Source organism: Streptomyces sp. NPDC001816 (assembly GCF_042892235.1).
In the GTDB taxonomy this organism is placed as follows: Bacteria; Actinomycetota; Actinomycetes; order Streptomycetales; family Streptomycetaceae; genus Streptomyces.
Genome location: NZ_JBIATY010000016.1, coordinates 196,967 through 211,927 on the forward strand (window position 1 = coordinate 196,967; position 14,961 = coordinate 211,927).

Annotated in this window: 18 protein-coding genes and 3 tRNA genes; 15 read left to right on the forward strand and 6 right to left on the reverse strand. The window is 71.6% G+C overall.

All coding sequences use genetic code 11. The features are described 5' to 3' along the window. Nucleotides 1-184 precede the first annotated feature (184 nt). Entirely contained in the window at nucleotides 185-1,048 is an 864-nt protein-coding gene (htpX, locus tag ACFYZZ_RS40290; protein ID WP_389187511.1) for a zinc metalloprotease HtpX, read from the forward strand. Then, complete coding sequence (locus ACFYZZ_RS40295) at nucleotides 1,045-1,437, forward strand: YccF domain-containing protein (protein ID WP_386577156.1); 393 nt, start codon at nucleotides 1,045-1,047, stop codon at nucleotides 1,435-1,437. The genes htpX and ACFYZZ_RS40295 overlap by 4 nt, the downstream gene beginning before the upstream one ends. 1 nt (nucleotide 1,438) lies before the next feature. On the opposite strand, the gene ACFYZZ_RS40300 is transcribed toward ACFYZZ_RS40295, so the two are convergent. After that, a complete protein-coding gene (locus tag ACFYZZ_RS40300) occupies nucleotides 1,439-2,734 on the reverse strand; it encodes an APC family permease (RefSeq protein WP_389187514.1) in 1,296 nt (431 codons plus the stop codon). Nucleotides 2,735-2,889: 155 nt separating this feature from the next. Between ACFYZZ_RS40300 and ACFYZZ_RS40305 the strand changes: the two genes are divergently transcribed. After that, complete coding sequence (locus ACFYZZ_RS40305) at nucleotides 2,890-3,156, forward strand: GlsB/YeaQ/YmgE family stress response membrane protein (protein ID WP_389187517.1); 267 nt, start codon at nucleotides 2,890-2,892, stop codon at nucleotides 3,154-3,156. A gap of 75 nt (nucleotides 3,157-3,231) precedes the next feature. Here ACFYZZ_RS40305 and ACFYZZ_RS40310 read toward each other — a convergent pair whose 3' ends face one another. After that, complete coding sequence (locus tag ACFYZZ_RS40310; RefSeq protein WP_389187520.1) at nucleotides 3,232-3,720, reverse strand: YajQ family cyclic di-GMP-binding protein; 489 nt, start codon at nucleotides 3,718-3,720, stop codon at nucleotides 3,232-3,234. A gap of 212 nt (nucleotides 3,721-3,932) precedes the next feature. On the opposite strand from ACFYZZ_RS40310, the gene ACFYZZ_RS40315 reads away from it, so the two are divergent. Next, a tRNA-Tyr gene (locus ACFYZZ_RS40315) sits at nucleotides 3,933-4,014 on the forward strand. 80 nt (nucleotides 4,015-4,094) lie between these two features. Continuing rightward, a complete protein-coding gene (locus ACFYZZ_RS40320) occupies nucleotides 4,095-4,307 on the forward strand; it encodes a hypothetical protein (RefSeq protein ID WP_386577160.1) in 213 nt (70 codons plus the stop codon). 39 nt (nucleotides 4,308-4,346) lie between these two features. Here the strand turns inward: ACFYZZ_RS40320 and ACFYZZ_RS40325 are convergent, their stop codons facing one another. Beyond that, nucleotides 4,347-5,003: an SDR family oxidoreductase gene (locus tag ACFYZZ_RS40325; RefSeq protein WP_389187524.1), complete on the reverse strand. Its 657-nt coding sequence runs from the start codon at nucleotides 5,001-5,003 to the stop codon at nucleotides 4,347-4,349. A gap of 234 nt (nucleotides 5,004-5,237) precedes the next feature. Beyond that, the gene (locus ACFYZZ_RS40330) at nucleotides 5,238-6,506 is read right to left on the reverse strand and encodes an amidohydrolase family protein (RefSeq protein WP_389187527.1); all 1,269 of its coding nucleotides are present in this window, start codon (nucleotides 6,504-6,506) and stop codon (nucleotides 5,238-5,240) included. Between the two features lie 360 nt (nucleotides 6,507-6,866). On the opposite strand from ACFYZZ_RS40330, the gene ACFYZZ_RS40335 reads away from it, so the two are divergent. The 8 genes from ACFYZZ_RS40335 to ACFYZZ_RS40370 all read left to right on the forward strand — a co-directional run bounded on the left by ACFYZZ_RS40335 (nucleotide 6,867) and on the right by ACFYZZ_RS40370 (nucleotide 11,810). Continuing rightward, nucleotides 6,867-6,939, forward strand: a tRNA-Thr gene (locus ACFYZZ_RS40335). Nucleotides 6,940-6,984: 45 nt separating this feature from the next. Beyond that, nucleotides 6,985-7,057: transfer RNA gene (locus ACFYZZ_RS40340), tRNA-Met, on the forward strand. A gap of 88 nt (nucleotides 7,058-7,145) precedes the next feature. Continuing rightward, nucleotides 7,146-7,310 carry a 50S ribosomal protein L33 gene (gene rpmG, locus ACFYZZ_RS40345; protein WP_003948671.1) on the forward strand — a complete coding sequence of 55 codons (165 nt, stop codon included), beginning with the start codon at nucleotides 7,146-7,148 and terminating at the stop codon, nucleotides 7,308-7,310. An 89-nt stretch (nucleotides 7,311-7,399) separates the two neighbouring features. Then, the gene (locus ACFYZZ_RS40350) at nucleotides 7,400-7,852 is read left to right on the forward strand and encodes a MaoC family dehydratase N-terminal domain-containing protein (protein ID WP_386577163.1); all 453 of its coding nucleotides are present in this window, start codon (nucleotides 7,400-7,402) and stop codon (nucleotides 7,850-7,852) included. 7 nt (nucleotides 7,853-7,859) lie between these two features. Then, nucleotides 7,860-8,288: a MaoC family dehydratase gene (locus tag ACFYZZ_RS40355; protein ID WP_386577164.1), complete on the forward strand. Its 429-nt coding sequence runs from the start codon at nucleotides 7,860-7,862 to the stop codon at nucleotides 8,286-8,288. A 103-nt stretch (nucleotides 8,289-8,391) separates the two neighbouring features. Beyond that, nucleotides 8,392-8,961 (forward strand): TetR/AcrR family transcriptional regulator, encoded by a 570-nt coding sequence (locus ACFYZZ_RS40360; protein WP_389187530.1) that lies wholly within the window; start codon nucleotides 8,392-8,394, stop codon nucleotides 8,959-8,961. A gap of 94 nt (nucleotides 8,962-9,055) precedes the next feature. After that, the gene (locus tag ACFYZZ_RS40365; protein WP_389187533.1) at nucleotides 9,056-10,492 is read left to right on the forward strand and encodes a DHA2 family efflux MFS transporter permease subunit; all 1,437 of its coding nucleotides are present in this window, start codon (nucleotides 9,056-9,058) and stop codon (nucleotides 10,490-10,492) included. Between the two features lie 262 nt (nucleotides 10,493-10,754). Next, the gene (locus tag ACFYZZ_RS40370; protein ID WP_389187536.1) at nucleotides 10,755-11,810 is read left to right on the forward strand and encodes a UDP-N-acetylmuramate dehydrogenase; all 1,056 of its coding nucleotides are present in this window, start codon (nucleotides 10,755-10,757) and stop codon (nucleotides 11,808-11,810) included. A gap of 6 nt (nucleotides 11,811-11,816) precedes the next feature. Here ACFYZZ_RS40370 and ACFYZZ_RS40375 read toward each other — a convergent pair whose 3' ends face one another. Further along, nucleotides 11,817-12,449 (reverse strand): NAD(P)-dependent oxidoreductase, encoded by a 633-nt coding sequence (locus ACFYZZ_RS40375; protein ID WP_389187539.1) that lies wholly within the window; start codon nucleotides 12,447-12,449, stop codon nucleotides 11,817-11,819. A 103-nt stretch (nucleotides 12,450-12,552) separates the two neighbouring features. Between ACFYZZ_RS40375 and ACFYZZ_RS40380 the strand changes: the two genes are divergently transcribed. Together ACFYZZ_RS40380 and ACFYZZ_RS40385 are read left to right on the forward strand one after the other, a co-directional pair. Next, complete coding sequence (locus tag ACFYZZ_RS40380; RefSeq protein ID WP_389187542.1) at nucleotides 12,553-13,149, forward strand: TetR/AcrR family transcriptional regulator; 597 nt, start codon at nucleotides 12,553-12,555, stop codon at nucleotides 13,147-13,149. Between the two features lie 57 nt (nucleotides 13,150-13,206). Next, nucleotides 13,207-13,911 (forward strand): hypothetical protein, encoded by a 705-nt coding sequence (locus ACFYZZ_RS40385; protein WP_389187545.1) that lies wholly within the window; start codon nucleotides 13,207-13,209, stop codon nucleotides 13,909-13,911. Here ACFYZZ_RS40385 and ACFYZZ_RS40390 read toward each other — a convergent pair. Further along, nucleotides 13,856-14,896, reverse strand: a complete 1,041-nt coding sequence (locus ACFYZZ_RS40390) for an adenosine deaminase (RefSeq protein WP_389187548.1) — start codon at nucleotides 14,894-14,896, stop codon at nucleotides 13,856-13,858. The genes ACFYZZ_RS40385 and ACFYZZ_RS40390 overlap by 56 nt on opposite strands. Nucleotides 14,897-14,961 lie beyond the last annotated feature (65 nt).

A 14,961-nucleotide genomic window follows, 5' to 3' on the forward strand; every position in this document is an offset into this window, starting at 1 on the left:
GTGATCCCACGCGCGCGGCGAGGCGCAAGAGGCGCGCGGAAGGACGTAAGAGCACGTCACCCGTACGGCCGACGTGCGCCGACGCCTGCTCAAGGGAACTTGCCGCCGCCGCCTGGCGTTGACCAGAGCGGGAGGGTCCACTGGACCAAAGGGTTCCCCTGCTGCACGACTTGGAGGGCGTACCGTGCACCGCCGGCACAACGGGCTCAGGACCGCCGTACTCCTCGGGGGGCTGTCCGCACTCATCATCGTCATCGGCAGCTTCTTCGGCCGTACGGGACTGATCGTGGCGGTCCTGGTCGCGCTGGGCACGAACGCCTACGCGTACTGGAACAGCGACAAGCTGGCGCTCCGCGCGATGCGTGCCCGCCCGGTGAGCGAATTCGAGGCCCCCGCGCTGTACCGAATGGTCCGCGAGCTGTCCACGCAGGCCCGCCAGCCCATGCCCCGCCTGTACATCTCCCCGACGGAGGCACCCAACGCCTTCGCGACCGGCCGCAACCCGCGCAACGCGGCCGTGTGCTGCACCGAGGGCATCCTGCGCCTGCTCGACGAACGAGAGCTGCGTGGGGTCATCGGCCACGAGCTGAGCCACGTCTACAACCGCGACATCCTGATCTCCTCCGTGGCCGGCGCCCTCGCCTCGGTGATCATGTTCCTGGTCAACTTCGCCTGGCTGATCCCGGTCGGCCGCTCGGACGACGACGACGGCCCGGGCCTGCTCGGCCTGCTGCTGATCATGATCCTGGGCCCCATCGCCGCCTCCCTCATCCAGCTGGCCATCAGCCGCTCCAGGGAGTACGAGGCGGACGCCTCGGGCGCCCAGATCACCGGCGACCCGCTGGCCCTCGCCAGCGCCCTGCGCAAGCTGGAGGTCGGCACGCAGCAGCTCCCGCTGCCCCCTGAGCCCCGCATCGAGACCGCGAGCCACATGATGATCGCGAACCCCTTCCGGGCGGGCCAGGGACTGTCCAAGATGTTCTCCACGCACCCGCCGATGGCGGAACGCATCGCCCGGCTCGAGAAGATGGCAGGTCGCTACCAGTGAAGACCATCCTGAACGTCATTTGGCTCGTCCTGAGCGGCTTCTGGCTGTTCCTCGCCTACCTGCTCGCCGGCGTGCTGCTGTGCATCACGATCATCGGCATCCCGTTCGGCGTCGCCGCGTTCCGCATCGGCGTCTACGCCCTGTGGCCCTTCGGGTACACCACGGTCGAGCGCCGGGACGCGGGCGCGCCCTCGTGCATCGGCAACGTGCTGTGGCTGATCCTGGCCGGCTGGTGGCTGGCCCTCGCCCACATCACCACCGGCATCGCCCTGTGCCTGACGATCATCGGCATCCCGTTCGGCATCGCCAACTTCAAGATGATCCCGGTCTCCCTGCTGCCGCTGGGCCGCGAGATCGTCCCGACGGACCAGCCGTTCGCGACCCGCTGACCTACCGCCCCGAAGCCTCGTCCGCCACATCGGCCGTATCGGCCGTGCCTGAATGGCGCCCCGCCCACCACCGCCGTACGCCGTAGGCCACCACGCCCACGGCCAGCACGCCCGCCCCGACGGCGACCGAGGTCGCCGGGAGGGCGAACGCCAGCGTCGCGCAGCCCAGCAGCCCCACGGCCGGCAGGAGACGTGCCGACAGGGCCGGACTCAGCGTCCAGGCAGAGGCGTTGGCCACGGCGTAGTAGGCCAGCACGCCGAACGAGGAGAAGCCGATCGCGCCGCGCACGTCCACCGTCGCGGCCAGCACGGCGACCACCGCGCCCACGGCCAGCTCCGCCCGGTGCGGGACCTGGAACCGCGGATGTACGGCGGCCAGCGCCCGGGGCAGATGGCGGTCGCGGGCCATGGCGAGCGTGGTCCGGGACACCCCGAGGATCAGCGCGAGCAGCGACCCCAGCGCGGCCACCGCGGCCCCCACCCGGACCACGGGTGCGAGCCCCGGCGCCCCGGCCGCCCGCACCGCTTCGGCCAGCGGCGCCGCCGCGTGCCCCAGCCGGTCCGCGCCTAGGACGGCGAGCACCGCCACCGCCACGGCCACGTACACGACCAGCGCGATCCCGAGCGCCAGCGGGATGGCGCGCGGAATGGTGCGCGCGGGATCCCGCACCTCCTCGCCCAGGGTCGCGATGCGCGCGTACCCGGCGAACGCGAAGAACAGCAGTCCGGCCGCCTGCAGCACCCCGCCCACACCCGACGACACCCCGAGACCGAGGCGCCCGGCATCGGCCTGTGCGGAGGTCAGGCACACGACCACCACACACGCGAGGACGGCCAGCACCACGGCCACGATCACCCGCGTCAGCCACGCCGACTTCTGGATGCCCCCGTAGTTCACCGCGGTCAGAGCCACCACGGCGGCCACCGCCACCGCGTGCGCCTGTCCCGGCCACACGTACGCCCCCACGGTGAGCGCCATGGCCGCGCAGGAGGCCGTCTTGCCGACCACGAACGCCCAGCCGGCGAGATACCCCCAGAACGCGCCCAGCCGCTCCCTGCCGTACACGTACGTGCCACCGGAGGCCGGATAGAGAGCGGCCAGGCGGGCCGAGGACATGGCGTTGCAGTAGGCCACCACGGCCGCGACGGCCAGCCCGACCAGCAGCCCCGGCCCGGCGGCGCGCGCGGCCGGGCCCAGGGCGGAGAAGATGCCGGCCCCGACCATCGAGCCGAGGCCGACGATCACGGCGTCCCGCACGCCCAGGGTGCGGCGCAGGCCGGTGTCGGAGGGTGCCATGAGCCGCACCCTACTGATCGCCGCAACCGCGTGGTGGACCGGTGACGTCCTCTTCATCGACACGGCACGAACACGCGCGCGACGGACAGCCGATCCTCACCGGATTCTCAAGGGCCGGGCAGTGCGGACACAGCGCGGGAGGGCAGGTTCACGGCATGAGCATCATCGGTTGGATCATCCTGGGGCTTCTGGCCGGAGCCATCGCCAAGGTCCTGCTGCCGGGCCGCGACCCGGGCGGCTTCATCGGCACGACCGTCATCGGCGTTGCGGGCGCGTTCATCGGCGGCTGGATATCGGCGCGCTGGCTGGACCACCCGATCAGCAAGCACTTCTACGACGGCGCGACCTGGGCCGCAGCGATCGGCGGCTCGCTCGTGCTCCTGATCCTCTACCGCATCCTGTTCGGCAACTCGCGCGACTGACGGACGCACACCGCGTGCGAGGAAGGGTGGGCACCGCATGGTGCCCACCCTTCCTGCTCGTCTCCCGCCGGTGTCCTACCGGTAGTTCACGAACTGCAGCGCGAAGTCGAAGTCCTTGCCCTTGAGCAGCGCGATCACGGCCTGCAGGTCGTCGCGGCTCTTGGAGGTGACCCGCAGCTCGTCGCCCTGGACCTGGGCCTTGATGCCCTTCGGGCCCTCGTCGCGGATGATCTTCGCCACCTTCTTCGCGTTCTCCTGGGAGATGCCCTCCTGGATGGACGCGAAGATCTTGTATTCCTTGCCGGAGAGCTGGGGCTCGCCCGCGTCCAGCGCCTTGAGCGAGATGCCGCGCTTGATCAGCTTGGACTGGAAGACGTCGAGGACAGCGTTGACCCGGTCCTCGGAGTTCGCCTCCATGAGGATCTTGTCACCGGACCACGAGATCGAGGCACCCACGCCCTTGAAGTCGTAGCGCTGCGAGATCTCCTTGGCGGCCTGGTTGAGGGCGTTGTCGACCTCCTGCCGCTCGACCTTCGAGACGATGTCGAAACTGGAGTCGGCCATGTCCTGTGGCTCCTTGTATCGGGTGCGAATCGGGTGCGTGGCGGCGGCCGCCTAGCCCGGTGTGACACCGGGCCGCATCCGCACCAGCCTAGCCACCCCGCGACCTCAGGGGCGCAGATGAATCGAGTGGCGAAGCACCCCTCGGCATCGGGTATTGTTTACGTCGTTGCCAGGGAGCACCGCCGAAAAGCGGTTCGAACGGCAGCAACCCCGGCGGTGTGCCCGAGCGGCCAAAGGGAGCAGACTGTAAATCTGCCGGCTCAGCCTTCCCAGGTTCGAATCCTGGCGCCGCCACACTGGGGATGACCCCCTCCACTCTGCGGAAACGCAAAGCGGAGGGGGTCTCTTCGTTGTGTGACGGGCACACTGGCGGCATGGCCTCCCGTCGTAGAACCTGTCCTGTGTGCCGTCGCGAGATCGCCGTCGTCGCCGGGCGCTTCGCGCGGCACGACCCGCCCGGGGCGCGGGAGGGCGGGGAACTCGTCTCGTGTTCCGGATCCCGGCGGCAGGCCCAACTCGGGGCGGTCCAGCCGGCGTTGGACGGGTACGCCGTGCCGGACTTTCCCGGGCAGCTACCTCTCTTCTGATGGTCTGACGGTCTGACGGGTGAACGGCCGGCGGCCGCCTCATTCCCCCGCGACCGACTTCACCGCGACCGACACCGGCGTCGACCCGCCGATCAGCTCCAGCGTCAGGCCGGCCGTCGCCGAGGTGTCCACCAGCTCCGCCAGCACGGCTGCCACGTCGTCCCGGGGGATCGCGCCGCGCCCGGTGTGGGCCTCCAGGCGGACCTGGCCGGTGCCCGCGTCGTTCGTCAGCGCACCAGGGCGCAGGATCGTCCAGTCGAGGGCGTCCTGACGGGTGACGTACGCGTCGGCCATGCCCTTGGCGCGCAGGTACACGTCGAACACGTCGTCGCCCTCGTGCGCGGGGTCCGCGCCCATCGAGGAGACCACCACGAAACGGCGTACGCCCGCGCGTACCGCCGCGTCCGCGAACAGCACCGCCGCACCCTTGTCCACCGTGTCCTTGCGGGCCGTACCGCTGCCCGGGCCCGCGCCCGCCGCGAACACCGCCGCGTCCGCGCCCTGCAGATGCGCCGCGACCTCCTCGACCGAGGCGGACTCCAGGTCGAGCAGGACCGGTTCGGCGCCGGCCGCCCGCAGATCGTCGCCCTGCTCCGCGTTGCGGATGATCCCCGCGACCTCATCCCCGCGCGCGGAGAGCACTCGCTCCAGCCGCAGCGCGATCTGACCATGACCACCAGCGATGACAATGCGCATGATTCAGACCGTACGCCCGAAGAAGCGCGTCCGCCGCACGGGTTCACACCAGGGCGCGCTGTGGCTCGGGGGCGCGCCGGAGCATGGTCAGGGGCGTACGGCGGCTTGAGAGCGCCTGGGGGCGCGATTCGGGCGTGCAGCCCGGAATGCGCGCCCCCTCGATGCGAACATGCGCCCCCGAGTCGTACGGACGACCCGGACGCCGACGAGTGCACCGCCGCAATCAGTGCCACCTCACGACAACTCCTTGCGCCCCTGCCGTGGCAACCCGAGTTCCGCCGCAGCCGCCGAGTTGCAGTACTCGCGCACCGCGCTCGTGCGCGCCACCACCCGCCCCCGGTGCACCACGATCCGGCTGTAGGCGAGGGAGAGGGCACCGGACAGGCGGTCGCCGCGCACGGCGAGGAGTTCGGCGGGGAAGCCGGCCTCCACGCGGACCTCGGGCAGGCCCAGGACCGCGCGCGCCGAGGTGCTCACCGCGTCGTAGGCGTCCTTGGGGCGCAGGCCGTGGGCGGAGGCGAGGAGGTAGGCGGCCTCCAGGGGGTCGCCGCGGCCGACGGGGTTCGAGACGTCCCGCAGGGCGCCGCTGCCGGCCGCCACCCGCACCCCGGCCGCGCGCAACAGCCGTACCGGGGCCGTGCCCCGCCGGTCCACGCCCCCGCAACCGCCCTGGGGCAGGCACACCACCGTCACACCGGCCGCCGCGAGCTGGTCCGCGAGCCGGGAGGCGGCCTCGGTGTTCAGGCGCGCGAGACCGGCGCACGGGCCGATCGTCACGCCGGGGCGCAGCCCACCCGCCATGGCCGCGAGCCGGGACAGCCGGGCCGGGTCCGCCGCGTCCGTGTGCAGATCCACCGGGCAGCCGTGCTCCGAGGCCACCTCCAGCACGGCCTCCACGTAGCCCGTGGGATCCGGGTCCAGGTCCGGGCAGCCGCCCACCACGGAGGCGCCCATCTTCAGTGCGTCCCGCAGCATCGCGAGCCCGTCGGCCCCGGCCGCCCCGGTCAGCAGGCGCGGCATCGCCACCGTGGTCAGTTCCGCGAGCCCCCGCAGCGAGCGCCGTGCCTGCAGTACGGCGCCGAGCGAGCCCAGGCCCTGGACGTCGCCCACGCGCACGTGTGCGCGCAACGCGGTCGCTCCGTGGCCGAGTTGGAGCAAGGCCGCCTCCGTGGCCCGGCGCTGGACGTCCTCGGGGGCGTACGAGACCGGTCCCGGCTGCTCGGCGGAGAGCGCGGTGTCGCCGTGGGCGTGCGGTTCGGCCGGGGCCGCGAGGAGCAGGTAGCCGCCGAGGTCCACGCGCGCGGCGCCCTTCCGGGCCGGCCCCAGGGTCAGGCTGCCGGCCGTGCCGACCGCCTCGATGCGCCCGCCACCCAGCCGCACGTCCACGGTCCGGCCGTCGGTGAGCCGAGCCCCGCACAGCAGCAGGGCGGCCGGGTCGGGCTGCCCGGAGGACCCGGACGGGTTCGACGACGACGAGGGTGGCTGCGGCTGACTGTCGGGCATCGGACTCCAGGGGTCGGGCCGGGGGCTCGGGGCAGGGCCGCGACGGACCCAAGATCACGCAGAGTGAGTCGAGCCTAGGGTGGCGAACGGTGCGCGGCGCGGAGGAGCGCAATAGTCGTACCGGCGTGGTCCGCCGCTGGCGGTACGTGCTTCGCCCGCCGGTGTGACCAGCGCTCATGCATGCGCGCGCCGCGCTTCGCGGCCGTTCGTGACCTGTGTTTCACGCGCGCGTGCCCGCGCCGCCAGGGGACTCGCGAGGTTTCCGGGAGGCCCGGGAACGGCACGCGAACGAGCCTGTGGCGGACGGCCGGATACGGATTTGGGTGAACGGCGGCGGACCGTGTAATGTCTTCATCGCTCGCCCCAATAGCTCAGTCGGCAGAGCGTCTCCATGGTAAGGAGAAGGTCAACGGTTCGATTCCGTTTTGGGGCTCTGGTGTGAGAGGTTCCCGTCGCAAGGCGGGGCTGATCTCATCAAAGCGGTGTAGCTCAGTCGGTAGAGCAAGCGGCTCATAATCGCTGTGTCACCGGTTCAAGTCCGGTCACCGCTACTGACAGTAGCCGATTGCGGGGTCGGTCCTTCGATCGGCTACTCTTTATGCGTTAGTTCAGTCCATCCGTTCGTCAAGGAGCACTCACGTGGCTGCCACCGACGTCCGCCCGAAGATCACGCTGGCCTGCGTGGAGTGCAAGGAGCGGAACTACATCACCAAGAAGAACCGGCGTAACAACCCGGACCGTCTTGAGATGAAGAAGCACTGCCCGCGTTGCAACGCGCACACCGCGCACCGCGAGACGCGATAAATCAGGCTCGTACGTAAGGCCGCCCCCGCAAGCATGGGGGGCGGCCTTACGTCGTTTCACACGCTGCCGAGACCAGGAGGTGCCGGGCCATGGCGCTCGACCAGTCCTTCGTGGGGCGGACCTATCCGCCCACCGAGCCCTACGAGGTGGGCCGGGAGAAGATCCGCGAGTTCGCCGAGGCGGTCGGGGAGGCCAACCCCGTGTACACGGACCAGGAGGCCGCCAAGGCGTTCGGGCACCCCGATGTGATCGCGCCGCCGACGTTCGTGTTCGCCATCACCTACCGGGCGGCCGGGTCGGTCATCCAGGACCCGCAGCTCGGACTCGACTACAGCCGCGTGGTGCACGGCAGCCAGAAGTTCGCCTACACCCGCCCGGTGCGCGTCGGCGACCGGCTCACGGTCACCTCCACCATCGAGGCGATCAAGTCCCTCGCGGGCAACGACGTGCTGGACATCCGCGGTGAGGTGCACGACGAGGCAGGCGAGCACGTGGTGACCGCCTGGACCAAGCTCGTGGCCCGTGCGGCCGAGGAGGCGTGAGACAGCGATGACGGCGAAGATCGCGTACGACGACGTCGAGGTCGGCACCGAACTGCCGGCGCAGACCTTCTCCGTGGACCGGGCCACGCTGGTGCGGTACGCGGGTGCCTCCGGGGACTTCAACCCCATCCACTGGAACGAGAAGTTCGCCAAGGAGGTGGGCCTGCCGGACGTCATCGCGCACGGCATGTTCACCATGGCCGAGGCAATCCGCGTGGTCACCGACTGGACCGGCGACCCGGGCGCGGTCGTGGAGTACGGTGTCCGCTTCACCAAGCCGGTCGTCGTTCCGAACGACGACAAGGGCGCGGTGATCGAGGTCAGCGGCAAGGTCGCGGCCAAGCTGGACGACAACACGGTCCGCGTGGACCTGACCGCGACCAGCGGGGGCGAGAAGGTGCTGGGCATGTCCCGGGCGGTCGTACGACTGGCCTGACGGCAGATCCGGGTAAGGGGCGCTGACCATGGGTGGGCGCCCCTTACGCATGGGCCTGGGCAGCCCGCTTGACTAGTTAGTGATTGAGTACTAACTTTCTCGCATGGTCAGGATGAGCGCAGAAGAGCGACGCGAGAGCGTCATCCGCGCGGCGATCGCGGAGTTCGCGCAGAGGGGCTACTTCGGCACCTCCACCGAGGCGATCGCCCAGCGGGTCGGCGTCTCGCAGCCGTACCTCTTCCGGCTCTTCCCGGGCAAGAAGGCGATCTTCGCCGCCGCATCCCTCCGCTGCATCGAGGACACCTGCCGGATCCTTGAGGATGCCGCCGAGGGGCTGGAGGGTGACGAAGCCCGGCATGCCATGGCGAACGCCTATGTGCGCCTGCTCACGGAGCACCCCGAGACGCTCCAGATGCAGATGCAGACGTACATCACGGTGGCAGCCGCCGAGGCGGAGGGCGACCACGCGTTCGGCGAGGCCGTGCGGGCGGGCTGGATGAAGCTCTGGGGCACCGTGCATCTGCCGCTCGGGGCGGACGTGAGTGACACCACGACCTTCCTGGCGTACGGAATGCTCATCAACACCCTTACCGCCATGGGCTTTCCGGCGGAACATCAGGTCTGGCAGGGGATGTACCCGTCGGCCCGGATCACCGGGCGGCTGGAGAAGTAGCGCAACGGAGAGCGAAGTCCGGCCCGTTCTTCATGGGCTCCAAAGTTAGTCAGCAATAACTAATCAACGGCAGTGATCACCCGCTGGGGGAGAGATGTCACAGCAGACCGCACGTCGCGGGGGCGCCGTCTGGGCCCTCGTCATCACCAGCGTCGCCGGGTTCATGGCGGCCCTCGACAACCTCGTCGTCACCACCGCCCTGCCCTCCATCCGCAAGGACCTCGGCGGCGCGCTGGACGATCTGGAATGGACGGTGAGCGCCTACACGCTCACCTTCGCCGTCCTGCTGATGTTCGGAGCCGCGCTCGGCGACCGCTTCGGGCGCCGCCGGCTCTTCCTCGCCGGACTCACCGTCTTCACCGGCGCCTCCGCCGCCGCGGCCATGGCCCCCGGCATCGGCTCCCTCATCGCCGCCCGCGCGGTCCAGGGCGTCGGCGCGGCCGTGATGATGCCGCTCACACTGACCCTGCTGACCGCGGCCGTGCCCGTCGCCAAGCGCGGTATGGCGTACGGCATCTGGGGGGCCGTCAACGGACTCGCCGTCGCCTCCGGGCCGCTCATCGGGGGCAGCCTCACCGAGCACATCTCCTGGCACTGGATCTTCTGGCTGAACGTCCCGCTCGGCGTGGCCCTGCTGCCGCTCGCCCGCCTGCGCCTCGCCGAGTCCTACGGCGCCGGCGCCCGGCTCGACCTCCCCGGCACCCTGCTGGTCAGCGGCGGGCTCTTCGGGATCGTGTACGGACTGGTCCGCGGCCCGGTCGACGGCTGGACCGGCTCCCTCGTGCTGACCGGCCTGATCGCGGGCGCCGCGCTGCTCGCCGGCTTCGTGTACCACGGCAGCCACAACAAGCACCCCATGCTGCCGATGCGGCTGTTCCGCTCCCGCGCCTTCTCCGGGATCAACGCCGCGAGCCTGCTGATGTTCCTCGGGATGTTCGGCTCGATCTTCCTGCTCAGCCAGTACATGCAGGGCGTGCTCGGCTACTCGCCCACCGAGGCGGGCCTCAGGATGCTGCCGTGGACCGGCATGCCGATGCTCGTGGCACCGATCGCCGGCATCCTCTCCGACCGCATCGGCGGCCGCCCGGTCGTCGCCACCGGCCTGTTCCTGCAGGCCGCAGGGCTCGGCTACCTGGCCTCCGTGGCCACCGCGGACGTCTCCTACGCCGCCCAGCTGCCCGGCCTGATCATCAGCGGCATCGGCATGGCCCTGTTCTTCGCGCCCGCCTCCAACCTGGTCATGTCCAGCGTCCTGCCCGCGGAGCAGGGCATCGCCTCCGGCGCCAACAACGCCCTGCGCGAGGTGGGCGGCGCGCTCGGCATCGCGGTCATGTCGTCGATCTTCTCGGCCCAGGGCGGCTACGAGAGCGCCCAGGCCTTCGTCGACGGACTGCGGCCCGCGCTGGTCGTCGGTGCCGCCGTGGTCGCCCTCGCCGGGGTCGCGGCCCTGCTGATCCCCACCCGGCGCCGCACGGTCCTCGCCACCGGCACGACCGAGCCCGCGTCGGTCCTGGAGACCACCGCCCACTGAGCGCACGCCGCCCGGCGCCGGCAGCCCGGCTCGGTGCACGAACACCGCCCGGCACGCGCCCGCCGCCCGGCACGCGCCCGGTGTCCGGCACGCGCCCGGTGTCCGGCACGCGCCTCCGCTGTCCGGCACGCGCACGGCCCCGTCCTCGCCGACGGGGCCGTACGCGTGCGCGTGCGCGTGCCGGGCCGGAGGGACGGTCCCGGTCGGGCCGAGTCCGTGCCGCCTCGCGGCGCTGTCCGTGCCGTCTCGTAGTCTTGGGCGCGTGCAGGAACTCCACGACGCCCCCCTCGCCCCGCTGACCACCTTCCGGCTGGGCGGCCCCGCCACCCGACTGGTCACCGCGACGACCGACGCCGAGGTGATCGCCGCCGTCCGCGAGGCCGACGACACCGGGACGCCACTGCTGGTCATCGGCGGCGGATCCAACCTGGTCATCGGCGACAAGGGCTTCGACGGCACCGCCCTGCGCATCGCCACGACCGGCTTCGAACTGCGCGGCACCACGCTGGAGCTGGCGGCCGGCGAGATCTGGACCGACGCCGTCGCCCGCGCCGTCGAGGCCGGGCTCGCCGGCATCGAGTGCCTGGCCGGGATCCCGGGCTCCGCGGGCGCCACCCCGATCCAGAACGTGGGCGCCTACGGCCAGGAGGTCTCCTCGACGATCACCGAGGTGATCGCGTACGACCGCCGGGCCGGCCGGACCGTCACGCTGACGAACGAGGAGTGCGCCTTCTCGTACCGGCACAGCCGCTTCAAGGCCGACCCCGAGCGCTATGTAGTGCTGCGCGTCCGCTTCGAGCTGGAGGACGCGGACGGGCTGTCGGCGCCCCTCAGGTACGCCGAGACGGCCCGGGCACTCGGTGTGGAGCCGGGGGAGCGGGTGCCGCTCGCCGCGGCCCGCGAGACCGTGCTGAAGCTGCGCGCCGGCAAGGGCATGGTCCTCGACCCCGAGGACCACGACACCTGGTCCGCCGGGTCCTTCTTCACCAACCCGATCCTCACCGACGAGCAGTTCGCCGCGTTCCACGCGCGCGTGCGGGAGCGGCTGGGCGAGGGCGTCGAGCCGCCCGCCTACCCGTCGGGTGAGGGCCGTACCAAGACCTCGGCCGCCTGGCTGATCGACAAGGCGGGCTTCACCAAGGGCTACGGCAGCGGACCGGCCCGTATCTCCACCAAGCACACGCTCGCCCTCACCAACCGTGGCGCCGCCACCACCGAGGACCTGCTGGCCCTGGCCCGCGAGGTCGTCGCCGGGGTCCACGAGGCCTTCGGGATCACACTGGTCAACGAGCCGGTGACCGTCGGCGTGAGCCTGTAGCCGGGTTCAGTATGCGACCCCCACCCCCTGCTTCACCGTCCCCATGTCGTCGATCATCGACAGCATCGCGTGGGCGACGTCCGCGCGCGCGATGAAGCGGCCCCTGGGCGGGAAGCCGCCGACGACCGTGCGGTAGCGGCCGCTGCGCGGCTTGTCCTGCAGGCGCGGCGGCCGCACGGACGTCCAGTCCGTGCCGCTGCGCGCCAGCTCGGCCTCCATCTCGCGCAGGTCGGCGTAGACGTCCTTCAGGATCGCCGAGACCAGTCCCCGCATCCCGCGGTCGAGGAAGCCGTCGTTCTCCGGCGCCGGTCCGACCGGGCCGGCGCTGACCACCAGCAGCCGCCGTACCCCCTCGGCCTCCATGGCCCCGAGCACCGTACGGGTGAGCCGGGCGGCCACCCCCGCGTCCTTGCGGCTGCGTGCGCCCAGGCCCGACAGGACCGCGTCCCGGCCGGCGACAGCAGCGCGCAGCTCCTGCGGGTCGGTGAGGTCCGCGCGGAACACCTCCAGGGCGTCCCCGGTGACGTCCAGCCGGGCCGGATCGCGGACGACGGCGGTCACCTGGTGACCTGCGCCCAGCGCCTGACGGACGATCTCCCGGCCGATGCCGCCGGTGGCGCCGAAAACGGTGAGTTTCATGGGGACTCAAGCCCTCCCGAGAGGTGGGTGAGCGTTCACTCACCCTGGTTTCTCCTAGGGTGGGTAAGCACTCACCCACCCGTCAACCCCGATTGGACGTCCCATGGAGACGAAGCCGGCGCGTGTCCGCATCCTCGACGCCGCTCACGAGCTGATGCTCACCGTCGGACTCGCCCGCGCCACCACCAAGGAGATCGCCAGGGCGGCCGGCTGCTCCGAGGCGGCGCTCTACAAGTACTTCGACAGCAAGGAGGAGCTGTTCGTCCGGGTGCTCGCCGAGCGCCTGCCACGGCTCACCCCGCTGCTGAGCAGTCTCGCGGCCGAGCCGGGCCGGGGCACCCTGGAGGAGAACCTCACCGAGATCGCCCGCCAGGCGGCCCTCTTCTACGAGCAGAGCTTCCCGATCGCCGCCTCCCTGTACGCCGAGACGCAGCTCAAGCGGCGGCACTACGAGGCGCTGCGGAAGATCGGCTCCGGCCCGCACACGCCGATCGAGAGCCTGGACGCCTATCTGCGCGCCGAGCAGGCCGCCGGCCGCGTCCGCGCCGACGCCGACACCTTCTCGGCCGCCTCGCTCCTCCTCGGCGCCTGCGCCCAGCGCGCGTTCGCCTACGACGCCACGGAGAGCGGCGAAGGACCGCCCGTGGACGCGTTCGCCGCAGGGCTGGCCCGGACCCTGCTGGGCGGCGTGGCCGCGTAAAACCCCGTTGCGCGGGACGGCGGCCGGTCGCCACGCTGATGCCATGAGGCATCGCACATGCGGCTGAGGCTGCGAGAGTTCCGGTTCAGGACGGGGCCGCACGAGCATCGTGTCGTCCAGCCCCGGTGGCCCCTGCGCCATACCTCACTGACCGCTCCTGACCCCATCGGCATGCTGCGCGGCGACCACGACGGCCTGAACCGGCTGGCGGGTCTGTTCTCCTTCGCCGCGTATTCCCGGCACACGATCGTCCACATTCCGCTGCGCGACGGGGTCCCGCCCGACGAGGGCTGGGGCGAGCGCGTCGACCTCGTCCTGGCCCACCACACGCTCGGCCTGCGCCCCAGCCAGTGGCCCGAACTGCGCCGGAAACTGCGCAACAGCAGCCCGCTGACCGTCCGCACCGACGAGGCGCGCACCGCGCGGGACGCCGTCTCCTGGCGCGGGCGCAGGGAACGGGCGGACGTACGGGACGAGCTGCGCCACATCACGCATGCCCGCACGTTCTTCCTGTTCGGCAACCGGGACGTGTTCGCCGAGACCGCCACCGACTTCGCCCACGCGGCAGGCTGGGGGCCGCGTCAGAAGGGCGTCGTCAAGGGGCACTCGGTGCTGATGGCGGGGCTGCCGCTGGTCCAGCCGCCCGGCGGTGGGCACCCCGTCGAGGTGCTGATCTGCTTCAAGCCCTATCCGCCCTACGCCCACTTCAGACGGCCGGGCGAGTCAGCCACTCGTCCACGCCGGCCAGCAGCCGCGCCCTGACGTCCTCCGGCGCCGCCGAACCCCGCACCGACTGCCGGGCCAGCTCCGCCAGCTCCGCGTCCGTGAAGCCGTGGTGCTGGCGGGCGATCTCGTACTGGGCGGCCAGCCGGGAGCCGAAGAGCAGCGGGTCGTCGGCGCCCAGGGCGAGTGGGACGCCCGCCTCGAAGAGCGTGCGCAGCGGCACGTCCTCCGGCTTCTCGTAGACACCGAGCGCCACGTTCGACGCCGGGCAGACCTCGCAGGTCACGCCACGGTCGGCGAGCCGCTTCAGCAGCCGCGGGTCCTCCGCCGCGCGCACGCCGTGCCCGATCCGCGAGGCGTGCAGGTCGTCCAGACAGTCGCGCACCGACGCCGGGCCGGTCAGCTCGCCGCCGTGCGGGGCCGACAGCAGGCCGCCGTCGCGTGCGATGGCGAAGGCGCGGTCGAAGTCCCGCGCCATGCCCCGCCGTTCGTCGTTCGACAGCCCGAAGCCGACCACGCCCCGGTCGGCGTACCGCACCGCGAGCCGGGCCAGCGTGCGCGCGTCCAGCGGGTGCTTCATGCGGTTCGCCGCCACCAGGACCCGCATCCCGAGCCCGGTCTCCCGCACCGTCGTGTCCACCGCGTCCAGGATGATCTCCAGGGCCGGGATCAGACCGCCCAGCCGGGGCGCGTACGACGTCGGGTCCACCTGGATCTCCAGCCAGCCCGAGCCGTCCTTCAGGTCCTCCTCGGCGGCCTCCCGGACCAGCCGCTGGATGTCCTCCGGCTCCCGGAGGCAGGAGCGCGCCGCGTCGTACAGCCGCTGGAAGCGGAACCAGCCGCGCTCGTCGGTCGCGCGCAGCTTCGGGGGCTCGCCGCTGGTCAGTGCCTCGGTCAGGGCCTCGGGCAGGCGCACGCCGTACTTGTCGGCCAGCTCCAGGACGGTCCCCGGCCGCATCGAGCCGGTGAAGTGCAGGTGCAGATGGGCTTTCGGCAGCTCAGAGAGATCACGTACACGCTCCATCCCAGGATCCTGCCGCACGTCCCGGTCACGCGGGTAGCTCTTTCCCCGAACGTGGTCTTGCTCGC